This is a genomic window from Psychrobacter piscatorii (assembly GCF_043641605.1).
Taxonomy (GTDB): Bacteria; Pseudomonadota; Gammaproteobacteria; order Pseudomonadales; family Moraxellaceae; genus Psychrobacter; species Psychrobacter piscatorii_C.
The window spans coordinates 46,967-66,703 of sequence record NZ_JBHZRK010000017.1 but is presented as its reverse complement, the minus strand read 5'-3'; the positions used below and the strand labels follow the sequence as shown (position 1 = coordinate 66,703).

Here is a 19,737-nt window from a genome sequence, read left to right as displayed (position 1 = left end):
ATTGACAGCCTATGCACTAAAATCTAAGCCGATATCCAAGGCGGTAGTACTGTGCGTTAGGTAGCCCATCGCGATAAAATCGACTCCCGTACTGGCGGCTGCTTGTACCGTTTCTGGTGTAATACCACCAGATGCTTCAGTCTTTGCTCGACCTTTACACATGGCAACCGCTTGCGATAAGACTTCTGGCGACATATTGTCTAGCAATACCAAACTCACACCCGCCTCTAATGCCTGCTCTAACTGCTCTAGTGTATCTACTTCAACCTCAATAGGAATCAGATGCCCAGCAAAATGTTGTGCTTGCTCGATAGCCGTCTTTATATCACCGGCAATGGCGATATGATTGTCTTTAATTAAAATCGCGTCGTCCAACCCCAAACGATGATTGCGACCGCCACCGCAGCGTACCGCGTATTTTTGTACAATACGCAGGCCTGGGATGGTCTTACGCGTACAAGTAATTTGTGCCGGATATTGCGCCACGCTATCGACGATCTGGCGGGTCGCTGTCGCAATACCGCTAAGATGTGTCATGAAGTTCAATGCTGTACGTTCTGCTGTTAGCAGATGGCGTGCATTACCTTTTACAGTAGCCAATACGGCACCAGCGGCGACTGTTTCGCCATCCTGCACTTGAGCCAAAAACTCAATGTTTGCATCAACTAAGGCAAAAGATAAACGCGCCAAATCCATACCGCATATCACGCCTGATTGCCGCGCCTTAATTTGCAGTTGTGCTTGCATATCTGCTGGGATAGTGGCTTGCGAGGTGACATCACCACGCCTGCCCAAATCTTCCGCTAGCGCATCTTCTACCAAAGGTTTAAGCAATACGTCATCCAATGTTGGCTCTTTTTCAATTGTCATGTTTGACCCTTATGTAGGCGTAATATGAATAAAAATGTCTAAACATTTAAACTCAAAATGAGCATAAATATAGCGTAAAGTTGACGCTCCTGCAAGGGAAGGTGAAAAAGTTTTTATCGAGCCAGTAGATTTGGATACGACGTTGATTCAGTCGTGTTTATTTATGCTCACTATTTACGCTTAGGAAGTTTGCTGTCCATCAATAAGCTTTGTAGCTCTATATCATGACGAAAACGATAGAGCTTGGCAGGGCGACCACGTTGAGCACTACTACTCTCTCCTGTCTCAGTTACGAGATTCTGTGATTCAAGCAAACGGCGAAAGTTTTGTTTGTGTAAGCGTATGCCTGATAATGCCTCAACACTCTGCTGCAACTGCGATAAAGTAAACACGTCTGGCATCAACCCAAAGATAAGCGGTCGATATTCAATCTTGGCGCGTAGTCTGGAGATAGCGGTGGCAATTACGCGGCGATGATCGTAATACATTGGTATGCCGATACGCTGAGACCAGTCGCTTGGCAGCTCAACTGCTTGGTAATTGGGCGGATAATTAGGCGCTTCAGGTATCAGTCCTGCCTCATACAGCATCTCGTAGCGTAGCAACACATGCTCTGCGATCCATTCTCTGCTTTCATCAGTCTTGTCTCCAACTGACTCAGTTTCTATGAACTCGCTATCTATCAAAAACCCTTCGCTTAGTCCCCAGCACAAACCAATACGTTGACGCCTACGCTGCCGGGCAACTGAATCTTCAGCGGTACTTGCCCACTCCAAAAGCACAGGAACAATGAAATCCATAATGATCCTAGGCATACCATCTAGATGATTCTCCCATGGGAAATAATCATACCAATCTCGCCACAGTGCTTTACTTTGGAGCGCATGCGTTTGCGTCTCTTGCACTAGGCCCAAATAGCTAACATAGACGAGCGCATGACCGTCAATGTTACGTCTATTGGTATCGACAAAAGTATATAACTGCTCCAAATATCCAAGTGGCTGCTGCGTCTGCTCTTCTACCCATTGACGTACGCCAGCTTGCAGCGAGCGATGTAGCGGCATGAGTGGCCCATTTGGTAGCAGTTTACCTTGGTCAACGGTTAGGACACGAGCGATATGATCGGTAATCGCGACCAACACGGCGACCACTTCTGTTGTGCCGCTACCTTGCTGGTGCGCATGTGAATAAGACAACGTCATAGTTTTGGGGATTATCCTGTCTCTTTAAAATTTCATAAAAGGGTTCTCAAGGCTAATAATGATGGTACGCCTCAAATCTAAAACAGTATAACGTGAATCTTGCAATATCATAGTCTGGCGTTGTAATTATAAAACATCAAAATCAGTCGCTAAACGTTAGCTTCTACATAAAGGTAAACTAAAAATGTAGACCATTTGGCTAACTCACAGGTAATGAAAATAGCTGTACTTAATCAGCAGGTATACAAAAAACACTTGTATTTATGCTCAAAATGAGCATAATTAAAACAACAAATTAATTTTATTTAGCCAAACATCCTGTTTTAGCACACCCATTTATCACTATAGCGCCAACAGAGGTTGCCATTATGAAAATTTATCCTTACGACGCACCCATTATGAGTACCGACAATCGCATCGCCACTCAGATGAACATCGAATATGCAAGAGCAAAAATGCCAGCAGACTTGCCTCGTGCTGAACGCATTGTAGTTGAAGAAAACATCAAAAAATTATTGAAAGATAATAACGCCGTACTGGTGGCACATTACTACGTTGATCCTTTTATCCAAGACTTAGCCCTCGCGACAGGTGGCTGTGTCGGTGATTCGCTTGAGATGGCTCGGTTTGGACAAGCTCATAGCGCCCAGACCCTAGTCGTCGCTGGTGTACGATTTATGGGCGAATCAGCAAAGATTTTAAGTATGGAAAAAACCGTGCTTATGCCAGATTTGGAGGCGGAATGTTCGCTCGATTTGGGCTGTCCTGCTGATGAGTTTTCAGCATTTTGTGATGCCCACCCTGAGCGTACCGTCGTCGTCTATGCCAATACCAGTGCCGCGGTGAAAGCCCGCGCCGACTGGGTCGTGACCTCATCGGTCGGTATTGACATCGTCCATCATTTGCATGCGCAAGGGGAGCCAATCATTTGGGGTCCTGACCGTCATTTGGGCAAATACATCGCTCGTGAGACGGGTGCAGATATGCTGCTTTGGCAAGGATCTTGCCTTGTGCATAATGAGTTTAAAGCCACTGAATTGCTGCAATTAAAAGCCGAACATCCAGAAGCCAAGGTCTTGGTACATCCTGAGTCGCCCGATAGCGTGGTTGAACTCGCTGATATCGTCGGCTCAACCAGTAAACTGTTGCAATCAACATATGAGATGGATGCTGACACCTTTATCGTTGCAACTGACCTAGGCATATTGCATGAAATGCAAAAACGCTCACCGAACAAACGCTTTTTGGCAGCGCCTACCGCTGGTGAAAGTGCGAGCTGTAAGAGCTGTGCGTTTTGTCCTTGGATGGCGATGAATGGCCTAAAAGGTATCGAGCAATGCTTGACCAATAACAGCGGTGAGGTACTAATGACGCCTGAGCTTGCCGCCGCTGCTAGAAAACCTTTGCAACGCATGCTTGATTTTGCTGAATCACAAAAGCAACGTGTGGCCGCCAGTGGCGATATCGTCCAAGACCGTGCATTGTTTGCCAATGTTGGGGCAGCCTAGCATGAGTAAGCCGCACTTAGCCAATCAAACCCGCACCATCATTCCTGATAACTGTAGGAGTAGTCGCATGAGCCATATTGTCAAAACTGACGTCCTTATCATTGGTGCTGGACTGGCAGGCTTGAGTACAGCGTTATCGCTACCGAAGTCACTGAATATCACGGTTTTGAGCAAAGCGGCGCTTGAGGTTTGCTCAAGTCATTATGCCCAAGGCGGTATTGCTGCCAGCTTAGACAAAGATGACTCTGTGTCTGATCATGTTGCTGATACCTTAGTGGCTGGTGCAGGGCTTTGCACACCTGATAATACTGCCAGTATCTTGGGTGCAGGACAGCAGGCAGTTCAGTGGCTATGTACGCAAGGCGTCCCTTTTACGCAGAACTCACTTAAGGTTTTGGATAATACAAGCGCACAGGACTTCTCTCAGTTACAGACCAGCGACTTGCATTTAACAAAAGAAGGCGGTCACGGCTGTAGACGCGTCGCCCATGCAGATGATGCGACGGGTCGACACGTGATGGACGCCTTGACCATCAAAGCGCAAGCTGCTACCAATATCACTATCTTGCCTTATCATGAAGCGCTTGAGTTACTGACACAGCCTATAACTAGCAGTCAGCCTTTTTTTACAGATAGTAGCGATGCTAAGCATTGCCGAGGGGCGCTTGTCTTTGATCATGTCAATGAACGTCAGCTTATCTTTCATAGTCGTGCAGTCGTACTGGCTAGTGGTGGATTGGGTCAATTATTTAAGCGTGCCAGCGCGCCTAACGTCTGTGTCGGTGATGGCGTGATGATGGCATGGCAAGCAGGCTGCCGCTTGGCAAATTTGGAGTTCATTCAGTTTCACCCAACAGGCTTAGCGCTAGATGACAGCAGCTTTTTGATATCTGAAGCACTGCGCGGTGAAGGAGGACGATTATATTGTCCGCAAACTGGTGTCCGCTTTATGTTGGACATGGATACACGTGCTGAATTGGCACCGCGCGATATCGTCGCTCGGGCGATAGCCGCGCAGATTGATAACAATGGACTTGGCTACGTGCATCTTGATGTCAGTCACTTGCCTGCTAACTTTGTAAAAGCGCATTTCCCGCAGATTTACCAAACGCTATTAACGCTTGGGATTGATATCACGACAGATCCTATTCCAGTTGCCCCGACTGCGCATTATAGTTGTGGCGGTGTGGTGACTGATGCCAATGGATTGACAGATGTGCCAGGACTTTATGCGGCTGGTGAAGTCGCTTATACAGGGCTACATGGAGCGAACCGCTTAGCAAGTAACTCACTATTGGAGTGCGTGGTGGTTGGTCGCAATATTGCAGCCCACTTGCCTCAGTATTTAGAGCGCTTAGAAAGCTTAGAAGAAATCGATACTGACGTTTATCGCGAGGTCGATCAATCAACCATTGAGTTTTGGTCAGCGCCAATTCTTACAGATACGCAGCCTGTGATCTTGTCTACCTCTGGGCTTGTCGCACAACAATGTGGTCATGCCGTTAAAAGATTCAGCACTGATACTAGTCTCGCAAAAACTGATGTTGCCAAAATAATCATAGAACTAAAATCGCTCATGACAGCCAATATGGGTATCACCCGTAGCGCCAGTCAATTAGAACAAGCACTAACCCAAATACAAAAGTGGCAAGACTGGCTAACAGATGCTGAGTCTGATCAATCCGATGCAAGTAATAAACGCAGCCCTACTACTATCAGCGGACTTGCCTACTTTCAATTAGCTAGGCAGCTTGAATTAGCGACTTTAATTATTCAGTCTGCTTATCAACGCGTTGAAAGTCGTGGTGGACATTATCGCCTTGATTATCCAAAACTAGCGGCTACTCCGCGGACGAGTGTGGTTGAGCCGCTAAAAAAATCCACCCTTGAATCATTCATTAATATTATAGAAGAAGAGAGAATGCGCGTGCCTATTATAGAAAGCACTTAAGTCTACTAAAGTCAGTATCTAACTCTATAGTTAAAGAGGTATTTAAGCTATCATTACAGATAGGCTCTAAATATCCTCTACTATTTGAGTATTAAAGGTATGGCTGCTGACATTTTGTTTGTGATTGCCCTGATGATGGTTGTCAGTTTGGTTTGGGGCGCACTTGCCATCCCTTATCTGCGCAAACGTTTACCGAAGATATACTTAATTGCGCGCTCTTGGTGGCTGATGTTAGCGACGCTATGCACGTGTTATGTGATTGCAAAGATAGCGAATGACAACCAAAGCGCCAATTATCAAGCGCACCCCTATCAATGGCTGATTGTTTTATTTTTTATTTTAATTGGTTTACGCGGTGGCTATGAGATCAAACGCCTATGGTGTCTGCGCAGTAGAGAAACTCTTATTCAGAAACTTCGAGCACGCGGTTTGCAGCCAGACTCTCTACGCTGTCCTAATGCCTCCTTGAACGCTACGCAAAACTATACGCGGCTTAACTTTTTAGACCTGCTATTCAGCGTTGTCTTTGCTTCCCTAATAGTTAGCCTGATCGCCTTACAGCAATTGACGTGGCAACGCGAGCAATACGGTGTGTTGCTCTTCGTACTATTTACCAGTCAGTTCAATGATATTGCCCAATATCTATGCGGGCGATTGCTGGGGCGCAGACTGTTTCAGCGAGGACTTGCTCCAACGATTAGTCCCAATAAAAGCATTGAAGGTGCTGTCTTTGGCAGTTTTTTTGCAGCGATATTGGCAGCATTATTGGGGCTTTGGCTTACCCCTTTTAACGGTTGGGTCTGTCTGTTAGCGGCCTATGGCTTGGCAGTCAGCGGTATTTTTGGCGATCTATTAGAGTCAGCGTTTAAACGCCAGCACGGGGTAAAAGATACGGGAACCATGCTCGCTGGACATGGCGGCGTATTAGATAGAATAGACAGTTTGCTCATCGGTGTCCCATTATTTACCCTATTTTACTGGCTACTTGGTTAACTATAATCACAGTACGGATAGCAGCATTATCTGGTTTTATCCAATTTGCTACGTAATAGCCAATTGAGTACAGGCTTAGGCAAATGATTTAAAACACTCGTGATATATCGCATCGAGCGTGGAAATATTGCCACCTCTACATCATTATCAATCGCTTGCATAACATGACTGACTGCTGTTTGCGTACTCATGATAAATGGCTTATGACTGGCATCACCGTTATTCAAATCACGTAACGCTTGAGTGTTGATATAACCTGAGGCAATAGCATTCACTTGAATATCATAAGGGGCAAGTGCCGCTCGATACGCGCTGGCAGTCGCAATCATTGCGCGTTTGCTTTTTGCATAAAGACTGGCATAAGGATAATCCATTGTCCCTGCGATAGAAGCAATACAGACAAGGCTTGGTCTGCCACATTTGGTCAAATCCAATGCCTGATGTGATTGTTTTAACCGCTGCTTTAATCGACTGCTTGCCCATCTAAAAACCTGCTCAAATGCTTGTAAATTAATCGCTAGCATTTGATCGCTATCGGCTTGGTTCAACTGATGGACACGCTCATTAGTATAACTGCCAGCACTATAGATAAGCCTTTGAAATCTAATATCCGACAAACTGTCCAACAGTGCTTGTGTTTGATCCTGAACGGTCAAGTCGCATGCATAGGTCACGATGGTAGGATATTGGCTGTTGATATCGGCTATCTTTGCCGCATTACTCCCCACAACGCTCACTTGCCAGCCAAGCGCTTGATGATGCAGCGCCAATGCCAAGCCGAGACCACTTGTACCACCAACAACGATAATATGCGGCGTGTTGTTCATATTCTTAGATTGACTAGCGGGTTTCATAGGCCATGCTGCTGTATGTAATCGGTCGTACGTTGATAGCCGTACTGCCATTGCGCCTGCATTTGCTGCACAAATCTATCATAATCGCTATGTATTAGCTCAACTGTCATTTGTTTTAGGTTAAAACGCTTTTGCACATTTTGCCCTATTAATTGCTGCGCGTTATCTGTGAATGGCAGCCAATGTAGCTGACGGTTTTTACTAGTAGTATGCGATGGCTCTTTTATTGATTGATAGCCATGTACTTGTGCCAAACGCTCATTGGGATCAAAGCCAAAAACACGTTGAATCGCTGGGGCAGCAAGCCATGAGTCATACCCTGCCTTGGTCTCGGCAAATACTGTCTCAGCCAACTGACAAGCCAGCTCAATCGGTGTGAGATTAATCACGCCGCCTAAGCACCAACCAAGCTCTGTGATATACGTGGGCGGTAGATAATACATATCAGCCATAGAAGCGCGAACCACTGAGACAAAATCCCATTGAGTTTGTACTTTCACAGACGGGTGTATGCGTCCGTTTGCAAAGGTGTGCGCAGGTGATGTCATTTGCTCGTCGGCCAGACTCAATACTGAATTTTGCAAATTTGCTAAGCGCGGCGGCACAAACAATAACTCTTGCAGGGTTAGTGTTGTATTAAACGAATCATCAGCAGGCGCTTGATACAGACGGCTAGCAATGATAGCTATCTCTGGTGACGCTTTATGAGCAGCGCTATTATCGTTGCTACCATTATTATTGTTACTAGTAGCAAACTGCGACAACTCATCGAGCCACTCTGCCTCGTTATCGATACGAAACATCGCCAACTGCTGTAGCTCATTTAACAGTCGCTCGTAGCTGTCTGTTTGCTGCTGACGTTGTCCATTACCTCGCAACTTTGATAACCGCCAACGTTTGAGTGCGCTCGTCATATAGCGTAGCTTTAGACGCCTACTGGCTTCCTCTGGTGCAACATGTCGGATTGCAGTAATGACACGATACAATTCGCGACTGCTCATGAGTTCCTGCAAGTGCTTAGGATCAGGCGCTAGATGAACCAAATAAGCAGACAAACTACCACCGCAAGTACCAACGATAATATCTGGCGTCAAATCATGCGCTGCTAGGGCTGCATAGCTACCCAAATAATAACCAAAGCGTGAGCCACCGCCTGAAAAAAGCTGCACACGCTCATAAGGCTTGATCCGCTCATTATTCATCTATTACTCATCATCAGTTTGTGCAATTTTAATCGCCAATGACACGGTAAAAATACCAAAGCGATCGATACGCATTGTGATTTTTTTAAAGCCTGCGCGCTCAACCAGTTGATCCATTTCTGCTTGCGAACGACAGCGCATGACCCAACTGCTACCGCGGTGATTGTTCAATGTTTTACTGATGAACTCCTGCTCAGGATGCCAAGGTTGATTGGTATAAATCAAATAACCGCCCGATTTTAGGCTGTTATAAATGCCAGCCAATGCCGTCGCTGGTAATGTATTGTCAGAGAACAACTCAAATAACCCAGAAGCGATCGCGATATCAAATGTTGTCGTATCCGTACTGGTATCTTTCGTCTGTACATTGCTATAACTGATAGGATAAAAGGCATCTTTTTTGCTTGTCACTACCCTACTAGCCATTGCTAGTTGCTCTGATTTTGCTTGCAGTGCTTCGATATTATGCATCTCATAATCACGCAATTCAGCGTGCAAATCTGTAAATTCTGTCAATAGATCAAACGCATAAAAACCATGACCACTCGCAATATCTAACAATTTCGGTTGATATGGTTTATTGCTACTTTGATTGTTATCTTCAATATCTGCAAGTGCTAAACGTGCCAACTCCAATATATGCTCACGACGAATGCGGATACCCTGCCAGCCAATATTATTTAAATAGAATTTATCGACTGCCTGTCCGAATTTATTCTGACCGCTGGGCTGATTGTAATAGACATGATCCAATGAATGACCAGAATCAAACCCATGCTCAAGCCCTGTGGCAATCGCAGCACTGACATGACCGAATTTCTGCATGGCAAAACGGGTAATCGCAAAGTTTGGATTGAATGGTTTAATCGCCAGACGATCCACTTTATCTTTACTGGCGCTGTTTAAATGGGCGGTACTCAAATCAGGCGCTTGTACTGGTGTGCTAAATACCTGCTCGGCAAACTCAATACAGTCTGCGAATACGTCGGCTTTATTGGTTTCATGAAAAATCGCATGATAGCTATCTGGATATAACTGCCAGCGTTTCGTCGGGATATTAATCGCTTCATAAAATGCCCGCTCAGCCTGCTTATCGACCACATAATCCTTACCCGCGCATAAGACAAACGTCGGTACGGTGATAGCCCCAGCATCATCGAGCAAGCGCTTACCTGTCGCATGAGTGTCGATGAGTAAGTCGGTCGAGATACTATTAGAGATTAACGGATCCGCATTATAGGCTTGCTGCGCGTCTTTATCATGGGTCAAAACTTGGGCTTTGACATAGCTGCTGACACGTGACATCAGACCTAGCGTGCGTGCTACCTTTAATGAAGGTATAGCAAAAGGCAAATATAAGCGAATACTGAGCGCAGGCGTACCCAATATCATCCCGCGAATATTGGGCGCATAATCGTGTACCCAGGCTGCTGCCAGTACCGCACCAATACTACTGGCGACAATCAGCGTGTCTTCGATAGCGATGCCAGTTTGTCCCATGACCAATTGCACAAAACCGTCTAAATCGCGCTCAAGCTCTGTGACGCTCTCAGCATGATCTTTGATACCGCCTGAGCGACCATTGCCGCGTGCATCCCAAGCAAATACTTGATAGCCCGCTTTTGCAAACTGCTCTCCTAGCTCTGCCAATCGCCCCGAGTGCTCATGACCTCGATGTAATAAAATAACTTGGCGTAATGGCTGACTGGCTTCTTTTATCTGCTCTAAAGACATCGTTAGCCAATAACGATAATAAATAGCCGTACCATCGTAAGCGTTATAGCAGCTTTCACCATTGATGATTTTCTGCTCAGGAACATGAATATCGTCGGTCATATCCTTTGAGGTATCTTTGGTATTTTCAGAAATAGATGGCATTGTTTTGGACTCCGAAAAGGAAGCTTGAGTAGCAGAATTTGACATAGAAAAGTTAGAGATAGAGCTGTCAGGAGATAAGGTATCAGATTGAATAGAATCACTATGACGAGTCATGAGAGAAATGGACTTGTCTGACCGACATACAGGCGGGTTACGCATCAAGTATAACGCTGCCATATAGCGCAGTCGATTGAGGCAAGTCTTTAATAACATGACCTCCGTCAGTATAAGAAACTGTCCCATTCTGGGATGAAACCATGATATCGGTGTTTTTATACCCATAACTGCACCTAGCGTACCCAGCACAAAAGCACGGTCGCTTTTACCTAAAGGCCCTTGATTGGCGCGGTTGTCTAAAACTGCATTACTGGCTATACCCAATAATTCGGTGCTGATACTAAGCGCGATCAAACTAAAAATGTGCTGCTGATGAGCTGATAAACTGACTACTGACGCATCACTTTTCTTGTCAGCGACATGAGGTAACAGACTCGCTAACAACGCCGTATCGGCAACGATATCACCTACTTCGTTCAGTACGGCGCCTAGCGTTGACGCTTGATTATGTTCACGCGCCATCATACCGTCGATGGCATTGAGTGCCATACGTACAAATAATGAAGATGGTAATAAGAGCCATAATCTTTGTTTTTCGACGGCAGGCTTAGCAACCACATATGCCGTACCCACGCTTAATAGTACAGCAGATACTGTCACTTGATTGGCAGTCACATTTTGCTCAACCAATGCATTACTTATCGGACGAAGCTGATCTTGAAAGTGAGATTTGAGCTGGTATAGCGACATAATGCTAGCCAAATATTATCAGTGCCTTAATGTATCAATAAAATTTTGTTTGGTAAAGAATTATAGCGCCTTAAGCTATTACTGATCGACAATCAACGCCTGATAATTTTCTATACATCCTCGTTGCCCATGTCAGTATTGCTAAGCTGATATGCTACAATCGCAAACTTCTTAAAATATCTTGTTAAAAATGCTGCGAGCCGATCACCATGCAAAGCTTAATTACCCTCGTTTTGGTCTTGATGCCAATGTTTATTGGCTTTGCCATTCCCTCTAACCCAACTATGACTAAACTTGCCGATAAAGGCTTGTCTTATTTGGTATATCTCATCTTGGCATTGATCGGTATTGAGCTATCACAGGTAGAAGGGCTAGGTAACCAAGTTGGCGAAATTGCCCTGTACGTAACAGTCTTATCTATATTGACGATTGGCACAGGATTGTTTGCACTTATGCTGTTTGACCGTGTACGACCATGGCATGCCAAAAAACCAAGCGTCAAATCCAAAGAGCATCGCGTTAGTATTCGGGGCAGCCTAGCACAGGTCGTTTGCGTCGTGATTGGGATGGTAATTGGCTATTTCTTGCCCGCTGATTATATGCCACCTGAAAACTCTATGACGGTCATGCTGATGATTTTGATTTTGTTGGTAGGCATCGGTCTCAAAGGCTCAGGCATTACACTAAAAGAAGTCATGCTCAACAAGCGCGGCGTTGAGATGAGTATTATCTTTACGCTATCGGTTTTGATCGGTGGACTTGTGTTTGCCTTACTATTCACAGATGTGTCATGGACTAAAGGCTTGGCAATGGCATCAGGGTTTGGTTGGTATTCGCTATCCGCGATTGTCATGACCGATGCTTATGGTGCGGTATGGGGAAGCGTCGCGCTATTTAATGATTTGGTACGCGAGTTCTTTGCGCTGCTATTTATTCCTGTATTTATGCGCAAATATCCTTCTGCTGCGGTAGGTCTCGGCGGTGCGACCAGTTTGGATTTTACCTTGCCTATTATTCAGCAATCAGGTGGTCTGAAAGTTGTGCCACTGGCGATCAGTTTTGGCTTTTTGATTAATATTGTCTCGCCTGTACTGATGGTGCTTTTTTCGGCGTTAGGTTAAGTTATATTTTATAGATTAGCTTATTCGTATTTGATATTACGATTATTTTATTACTAACCATCTGTTTGACTAGCTTATCGATAGTTTTAGGATCTTCATTGCGTAGATGGCTTTTAAGATAGTTTGTTAAACTTGACTTTTTGGATGGTCGAGTATTTGCTGGTCTACTTTTTAGCTGTGCTATTGCACGTTGATATGTTGCAGCAGAGTTTTTGCTATTCTTATTATTATCATCATCTTGTGATACTTTACTCGAATTTCCTTTGATATTATCAAAAGGTGAGTAATAGATAGTTTTGTTATCTTGTTTTATTATGTCCTTCTTTTTGAGGTACGTCACAACTAAATCAATTTGATTCTGATTATTTGCTTGGCGATAACTTGCAAGTTTTTGCTTGATCACATTATTCAATCCATCAATTTCTTTCGCCTTACTTCGTAAAACTTGATCAGTGACTAAATCTAATATTCCTTGACTATCTACTTTATAACTGAGCTTTTCTTCTTTTTCATCAATACTAATGAGTCCTGCTCTGATAAACTTTTCGAAAACTTTCTCAAAAATATAGTCTTGCTCAGTACTATTGAATCTCTCTAGCACTGTCACTGGAACATATTTCTTCATTGAATATAAGAGGTTGGATTTATAGCTCGGTAAAAACACTTTACGATTAACGATGCTATCAAACACTAAGACATAACACTCATGTATAACTGCTTTAGGTACATTATCTTCGATAGTTTGAGTTAGAGACTTTTGATTTTCTATTATGATATTATTGATGTGATCGCACAAAACGCCTTGGTTATCTGCGACGATAAATTGGCTTTTTTCTACATCTGAAGCATTTTTCCCATTTGATTCGTCAGCGACGGTTAGTTGATTAGCACTTGCTAATCGTACGATATTAATACCATCATAGGCGCTATTAAGATGCTCAACCAAGATATCATAACCACTGTCTCTTGCTAAAATACAAACATCAGCCTTAGGATCAATTTCAGAAATTTTGCCAAGATAAAAAGATAAGTAAAAATCTAAGGCATTTTTTCCTGCGTGCTGCATTCTAATGATATGAACGCTTTCGTTATCAAATTCGAGCAAAGTCTCAACCAACTCAAGTGGTAGACTCTTCTGCTGATTAACACCCAAGAACAGCCATACATGGCAATCTTTTGTCTCTATACCATCAAAGCTTTTAGGCTGAATGTTTTCATAATCAATTAAAATATGCTTCATCAAAATATTCTTATCATTTAGTAAAAGTTACGATTACTTATACCCCACTCGCCTGCTTCGCAAACAATCGCATCAATGGCTTAATCTTACCAACGCGGTACATGCCTTCATTACGGATTTGCTGCACGGGGCGCGTTTGGGCAAGCGATCCTGCAAACAACCAGTTCAGTGCAGAGAAACTATGCATCATCAGGCTATTATGCGGACGGCGCGAACGCTCATAATGACGCAGCGTTTGATTGCCGCCCCACAGCGTGGCGCCACTACGGGTAAAGTCATGCATCAACTGCTCACACAACACTTTTACATCGAGCATACCGAGATTCAATCCTTGACCTGCCAGCGGATGCACGCCATGGGCGGCATCGCCTATGAGTACTAAGTTATCAGCGACGTAGCTTTTTGCTTGTTGTGCCGCTAAAGGAAAACTGGCAATGGACTCAATCTGCTCGATAGCACCCAGCTCGTAATGGCTCGCTGCCGCAAGTTTGTCCGCGATAAAGCGGTCATCTTCCTCTATCAATGCCAATGCCTGATTGCGCGGCAATGTCCATACGATAGATTGCCAATGTTGTGGATTTACCTTATCGTCATCAGTAATATCCGCTAGCGGCAATAGCGCTAGCGTCCCCGTTGGCAACATGGCTTGGCGGGCAGTCGCTTGATGCGGTTTTTCAGTTTGAATCGCACAGCAAATCGCCGTTTGATTATAATCAAGCGTATCGAGCCCAATTCCTGCTTGTTGACGGACAAATGAGCCACGACCATCAGCACCGACTAATAGACGCGCCTCAGTCGCTGTTCCATTATCTAAGGTCACACGGTAGCCTTGCTGCGCACCCAGCCAATCCATATTTACCACTTTGTGACCAGCGATAACGGTCAGATACTCGCTGACATCCGCTTCATGCAAACGCTGCCATAATGCGTGCTCAATAACAGCAGGCTCGACCATACTACCGAGTATCTCAGGCGCAGCGCTTTGATCGCGACTATCACCAAATAATAGCTCGCCCATGCCGTTCAACTGCCAGACCTGCATTTGTGAGTAGTCCGCTTTACGCTGGGAGGCGGCAATGTGTTGCCACGCGCCAACCTCTTCGAGCAAGTTGATACTCGCCAGACTGAGCGCATAGACACGCGCGTCACGTTTACTCAGCACCGCTTGCCACGCTGACTCGTCACGGGCAGGACTGGCATCAACCAATGTCACTGGCATTTTATTTTGTGCCAGCTTTAGCGCGAGTGTCGCGCCAACAATACCGCCACCGATAATCAGCGTATGATTGTCTTTCATGAACTATCCTTTTTGGAGCATTGTCCGTCCATCATCCTATAAATGATGCACGGACGACTCCCCTCTTATTTATTGTGTGTTTTAAAAAAATCGTATTTTGATACGCTGTTATGACTTTAGACCCATCGCGTAAGTCGCAACCAATGGCTTGATATTTGGCAATTTATCAAAGGCCAGTAATGCCATATTACGTACAAACTTAATGGCGGGATTAGGATGGGTAAAGCCATGTACTACGGCATCACAAAAGCGAATCACCCGCTTTTGATCCGTTTGACGTGCTTTCTCATAGCGCTGTAGTAATTGTGCATTGCCGATATCTTCACCTTTGAGCACTTGTGAGCTCATCATCTGCGCCAATACATGCGCATCTCGCATACACAGATTGAACCCTTGACCCGCGACAGGATGCAAAGTATGAGCGGCATTGCCCATAATGACGCAGCGACCCTCAACCTGCTTGTCTGCTAGTACGCGGGACAATGGATATGCGCCGCGGCGACCAGCAGTAACGAACTTGCCAGCGCGTTGTCCAAACGCTTGCTGTAGCGTCTGCAAGAAATGGGCGTCGTCTTCTAGATATTTGGTTTCTTCACCTGTTGCACAGACCCAAACCACAGATCTTCTATATCCTTGTTGATATTCATCATTGCCATCGCCCTCTGGATCCGTCAGTGGTAATACCGCCAGTGGCCCTGCTGGGCTAAAACGCTCAATTGCGACATGCTCGTGCGGCTTATCAGTCTCTACCACGCCAACGATAGCCGTTTGCTGATAGTCATAGGTGGTAGTGCCTATATTCAATAATGGACGTACGGTAGAATCGCGTCCATCACAAGCGACTAATACGCTGGCCTGTAGCTGCTGCTCACTTTCTGCTGCGTCATCGTTGCTAAAGCTCAGCGTCACGCCGTCCGCTTGTTGGGCAACGGCGTTGACACTGGCATTATCAATCAAGGTAACGAGCGGCGACTGCTGCGCGGCTAATAAAAGCTTACGCCCGAGCCATGCGTTCTCAATCACTTGTCCAAAGGATTCTACTTTCTCTTCGGCTTTATTCAGCTGCGCGCGCCCAAAGCTACCTTGCTCGCTAATCTGCACGCTATCGATACGGCACGCATGGCTTTGTAGCTCGTCCCATAGACCAATCTCTTGATAGATCTGTACTGTGCGCCGCGATAATGCCGTATTACGACTGTCCAAATAATGACTGCGCGTACGGTCATCGGTCGGACTGATGGTTGGATAACGGTTTTTTTCTAATAGCGTGCTAGCAATGCCGTGATGCGCCAGTAGTAAGGCAAAAGACAAACCGACATGACCGCCACCGACGATAAGCACTTGCTGGTCGGTGATTGCCTCTCTCTTTTCAGGTAGGCTTTCAGAATTGGATAAAGGTGAACCTGTCTCTTGCATCGTTGTTGTTCCTATTATAATTGTTGGGCAGACACGTCTTTGGCGATTGATAGCCGTTTTATTGAATAGCCTTTATATGATAAAAGCCGCTTTTTACTCAATCGTAAAGCGTTGTAATATCGCTCATAGATTACCACAAATTGCCTATCATGCCGTGCTCTTAACCGTAGACAAATCGTTCGTCCATCCTCATCCCAAGCAAGGTTTATATTGGTAAAATCAGTAAAAACTTAACTTATCAATATCTCAATGCGAGCGTCACTTTTCATTAATGATGTTATCTAACTGATAAATGAACTTAATAGACATGCCGTTGACTCGATTTAGGGTAGGCCTGTGTGTTGATTGCAATCGACATACAAAAACTACGCTATCTGCTCAATGTATCGCTTGAATTTTAAAAATTCTCTACCATAATGAAGGCAAGACTTTTATTTATTATCTTCCACAAAACCAACAATAATATTACCGTCATTTTTAGTATCTACTATAACTACTCGACACCTATATAACGCTACTAACTACTTTATCTCTGAAACCCGTGACGCGATCAAAATTAAATCACAGCGCCGGGCACACAATACAAGGATAATCGCTTGACTGATACCATGAGCCGCCGTATAAAGTTCGAATCCCTAACGCCAGCACAGCTCAAAACCGTGCTGGGCGAATATAACAATCACATGAAATATATCCAAGAACGCCTCGATATCAAAATCATGCAACGCCAAGGCGATTTTTGCTTAAGTGGCGATGTGACCGCTGTCGAGCGCGGTGAACGTATTATCTATAAGATGGTCGATGAAGCCCAAAACACCAAAGATATTAGCGCAGAAGAGCTGCATCTGATTATCCAATCTAGCATCTCGCGTGATGAGGATATGGACGACGATGAGCAGGATGATGATATCGAGGATGCAGAATCAGATGAGGCTAATGAGTTTACGCCTGTTAGTTTGCGTACGCGCAAAGGTCGTATCATACCGCGCGGTGGCAACCAGCAGCGCTATGTAAAAAACGTCTTAAGCTCTGATGTGTCGTTCGGTATTGGCCCTGCTGGTACTGGTAAGACCTATCTTGCGGTCGCTTGTGCTGTCGATATGCTAGAACGTAACGAGATTGAGCGTATCTTGCTCGTGCGTCCAGCCGTAGAAGCTGGCGAAAAACTGGGCTTCTTGCCCGGTGATTTGACGCAAAAGATTGATCCTTACTTGCGTCCATTGTATGACGCGCTCTATGAGATGATAGGTTTTGAGAAAGTTGGCAAGATGATCGAAAAACAAATCATCGAAATCGCCCCGCTTGCGTATATGCGTGGTCGTACGCTCAATAACTCATTTGTCATTTTGGATGAAGCGCAGAACACCACGCCCGAGCAGATGAAAATGTTTTTGACACGTTTGGGCTTTGGCTCACGTGCAGTGATTACTGGTGATATCACGCAGGTCGATTTGCCGCGCGGTCATAAGTCAGGCTTGGCGCAAGCGATGGATATCTTAAAAGACATCGAAGAGATTCATATCACCAAATTTGATTCAAAAGACGTGGTACGCCATCAGTTGGTACAACAAATCGTTGAAGCTTATGACGTATACGATGAAGAGCAAATGGCTTTAGAAGAAAAACGTAAGTTTGAACGTATCAAAGAACAAGAACGTAGACAAGCTGTGGCTAATGCTGCTGCCAAACTATAATAATAATGCTAGAACAATTTACTATAAAGATTTATATTGCATAGAAAAACCGGATTACTAAAGTAGTCCGGTTTTTTCTTAGCAAAGATTGCTTAGGTTTAGCATTACCTGGATGAGGCATGGTCTAGATTGAGTATAGCCGACTAAACACGCCCATTCATAATAAAACAGGACAACAATATGAACCAATTTGACAGTAATAATAGCCACCAAGATCATAGCGCCACTAATGACGATGATAGCTTGGTAGCACTGGATATTAATGCAGCCGATAGTATCGATGATGAAACGCTTGATACGTTTTATGATCGTAAGTATCTATTATCTGTCATGATGGCAACTTTAGATTATATCAATGCGCGCATCAATGAAGGTCTGACGCTACCCTACTTTGCAGATATCGGTTCTGAGCTGTGGCAAGAAAAACCTAAAACCTTGGATATATACATTACAGATGAAATCGAAGGCCAAGCCCTCAATTTAGAGGCACGCGGTAAGGACTACGCGACCAATATTTTGTCTTATCCAAGCGAGTTGCCTATCGCCATCATCGGACTAATGCCAACACTGTCTCTTGGTGAGCTTATTATCTGTCATGAGGTCATGGTACGAGAGGCACATGAGCAAGACAAAACCGTGGCACAGCACATCAGCCATTTGCTGATACATGGCGTGCTGCACCTACTAGGTTTTGATCATGAGCTCGGAGAGGCCGAGCAAGATGAGATGGAGCGCTTTGAGATTGAGATTTTGGCAGGCCTAAACCTACCAAACCCTTATCTTTAATTCGGCCTTAATCAATCTTTAGTGGTCGGCAGCTTTTGCGCTTGACCCATTTGATTGATCATTTGATCCAAGCCTTTGACATGGACGCTACGCTGCGGGAATGGAATCTCAATCTTCTCGTCATCCAACGCGTGTTTGAACTGCTCAAGTAACTGACACTGCATGGTCCACCAGTCAGCATTGGTTGTCCACACGTTCAATGTCAAATCAACTGAATTGTCACCAAGATTGGTCACTCGTACAATAGGCTCAGGATCGGTAAAAGACAACGGGTTATTTCTGGCGAGGCTCAGCATCAGATCTTTGGCTATTTTGATATCCGCATCATAGCCAATACCTACTGTGATATCGACGCGGCGATTGGGTAGTGCTGTATAGTTGACCACCGCTGAAGTTGTGATGTCGCTGTTAGGAATAATGATATCATGATTGTTAATGGACGTTAGATGGGTGTTGACCAAGGTAATCTCGGTCACCGTACCCGTATAGCTGCTGATTTGCACATAATCACCGCGCACAAACGGGCGAAAAGTCACGATCATAATGCCAGCGGCAAAATTCGACAGCTGATCCTTCAGTGACAAACCAACCGCAACCGCGGCACCGCCCAAGATAGCAACGACCGATGTGGTCTGTACGCCAACTTTGCTAAGTGCGGCTAAGACCACGACAACCAATAGCACGCCATACAACAGACGGCTTAAAAAGCCAGAGACTGTTTCATCTAAATGACTACGCGTCATTAGACGACCAGAGAAGTCGACGGCTTTTTTGGCAAGCCAACGTCCAACGATAAATATAATTATTGCCAAAGCCACCTTGATGACTACCTCTAGTGCATTGCTAGTGAGCGTTGCAACATCTACTGTAAAACCTAAAAATTCCATACTAACTCTTTACTCTATAGCGGTGTGTTAT

The 19,737-nt window shown here is 44.9% G+C and carries 15 protein-coding genes; 6 read left to right on the top strand and 9 right to left on the bottom strand.

What is annotated here, in order from left to right; all coding sequences use genetic code 11:
* Positions 1-9 precede the first annotated feature (9 nt).
* Both nadC and ACHUET_RS13405 read right to left on the bottom strand, forming a co-directional pair.
* Positions 10-870 (bottom strand): carboxylating nicotinate-nucleotide diphosphorylase, encoded by an 861-nt coding sequence (nadC, locus tag ACHUET_RS13410; RefSeq protein ID WP_394213514.1) that lies wholly within the window; start codon positions 868-870, stop codon positions 10-12.
* 170 nt (positions 871-1,040) lie between these two features.
* A complete protein-coding gene (locus tag ACHUET_RS13405) occupies positions 1,041-2,072 on the bottom strand; it encodes an NUDIX hydrolase (protein WP_394213512.1) in 1,032 nt (343 codons plus the stop codon).
* A 368-nt stretch (positions 2,073-2,440) separates the two neighbouring features.
* Here ACHUET_RS13405 and nadA point away from each other — a divergent pair, with 368 nt between their 5' ends.
* The 3 genes from nadA (at position 2,441) to ACHUET_RS13390 (ending at position 6,524) form a co-directional block, all read left to right on the top strand.
* Positions 2,441-3,580 (top strand): quinolinate synthase NadA, encoded by a 1,140-nt coding sequence (gene nadA / locus ACHUET_RS13400; protein WP_394213510.1) that lies wholly within the window; start codon positions 2,441-2,443, stop codon positions 3,578-3,580.
* A gap of 1 nt (position 3,581) precedes the next feature.
* Positions 3,582-5,531 carry an L-aspartate oxidase gene (nadB, locus tag ACHUET_RS13395; RefSeq protein WP_394213508.1) on the top strand — a complete coding sequence of 650 codons (1,950 nt, stop codon included), beginning with the start codon at positions 3,582-3,584 and terminating at the stop codon, positions 5,529-5,531.
* Positions 5,532-5,630: 99 nt separating this feature from the next.
* Complete coding sequence (locus ACHUET_RS13390) at positions 5,631-6,524, top strand: phosphatidate cytidylyltransferase (protein WP_394213506.1); 894 nt, start codon at positions 5,631-5,633, stop codon at positions 6,522-6,524.
* 26 nt (positions 6,525-6,550) lie between these two features.
* Here the strand turns inward: ACHUET_RS13390 and ACHUET_RS13385 are convergent, their stop codons facing one another.
* From ACHUET_RS13385 to ACHUET_RS13375, 3 genes are read right to left on the bottom strand one after another with little or no spacing between them, the layout of a single operon-like run.
* Entirely contained in the window at positions 6,551-7,378 is an 828-nt protein-coding gene (locus tag ACHUET_RS13385) for an SDR family NAD(P)-dependent oxidoreductase (protein WP_394213504.1), read from the bottom strand.
* Positions 7,375-8,580 (bottom strand): patatin-like phospholipase family protein, encoded by a 1,206-nt coding sequence (locus ACHUET_RS13380; RefSeq protein WP_394213502.1) that lies wholly within the window; start codon positions 8,578-8,580, stop codon positions 7,375-7,377. Before ACHUET_RS13380 ends, ACHUET_RS13385 begins: the two co-directional genes overlap by 4 nt.
* Positions 8,581-8,583: 3 nt before the next feature.
* Positions 8,584-11,265 carry an alpha/beta fold hydrolase gene (locus tag ACHUET_RS13375; protein ID WP_394213500.1) on the bottom strand — a complete coding sequence of 894 codons (2,682 nt, stop codon included), beginning with the start codon at positions 11,263-11,265 and terminating at the stop codon, positions 8,584-8,586.
* A 209-nt stretch (positions 11,266-11,474) separates the two neighbouring features.
* Here ACHUET_RS13375 and ACHUET_RS13370 point away from each other — a divergent pair, with 209 nt between their 5' ends.
* Positions 11,475-12,386, top strand: coding sequence for a LysO family transporter (locus ACHUET_RS13370; RefSeq protein WP_394213498.1), 912 nt, complete (start codon positions 11,475-11,477; stop codon positions 12,384-12,386).
* 1 nt (position 12,387) lies between these two features.
* Here ACHUET_RS13370 and ACHUET_RS13365 read toward each other — a convergent pair whose 3' ends face one another.
* The 3 genes from ACHUET_RS13365 to ACHUET_RS13355 all read right to left on the bottom strand — a co-directional run bounded on the left by ACHUET_RS13365 (position 12,388) and on the right by ACHUET_RS13355 (position 16,339).
* Positions 12,388-13,626, bottom strand: coding sequence for a PIN domain-containing protein (locus ACHUET_RS13365; RefSeq protein WP_394213496.1), 1,239 nt, complete (start codon positions 13,624-13,626; stop codon positions 12,388-12,390).
* Positions 13,627-13,663: 37 nt separating this feature from the next.
* On the bottom strand, positions 13,664-14,923 hold the full coding sequence (locus ACHUET_RS13360; protein WP_394213494.1) for an FAD-dependent monooxygenase: 1,260 nt from the start codon (positions 14,921-14,923) through the stop codon (positions 13,664-13,666).
* Positions 14,924-15,031: 108 nt separating this feature from the next.
* Positions 15,032-16,339: a UbiH/UbiF/VisC/COQ6 family ubiquinone biosynthesis hydroxylase gene (locus ACHUET_RS13355; RefSeq protein ID WP_394213492.1), complete on the bottom strand. Its 1,308-nt coding sequence runs from the start codon at positions 16,337-16,339 to the stop codon at positions 15,032-15,034.
* Between the two features lie 608 nt (positions 16,340-16,947).
* Here ACHUET_RS13355 and ACHUET_RS13350 point away from each other — a divergent pair.
* Together ACHUET_RS13350 and ybeY are read left to right on the top strand one after the other, a co-directional pair.
* Positions 16,948-18,033: a PhoH family protein gene (locus tag ACHUET_RS13350; RefSeq protein ID WP_394213541.1), complete on the top strand. Its 1,086-nt coding sequence runs from the start codon at positions 16,948-16,950 to the stop codon at positions 18,031-18,033.
* Positions 18,034-18,213: 180 nt separating this feature from the next.
* A complete protein-coding gene (gene ybeY / locus ACHUET_RS13345; protein ID WP_394213490.1) occupies positions 18,214-18,819 on the top strand; it encodes an rRNA maturation RNase YbeY in 606 nt (201 codons plus the stop codon).
* A gap of 11 nt (positions 18,820-18,830) precedes the next feature.
* Here ybeY and ACHUET_RS13340 read toward each other — a convergent pair whose 3' ends face one another.
* Positions 18,831-19,706: a mechanosensitive ion channel family protein gene (locus ACHUET_RS13340; protein ID WP_394213488.1), complete on the bottom strand. Its 876-nt coding sequence runs from the start codon at positions 19,704-19,706 to the stop codon at positions 18,831-18,833.
* Between the last annotated feature and the right edge of the window lie 31 nt (positions 19,707-19,737).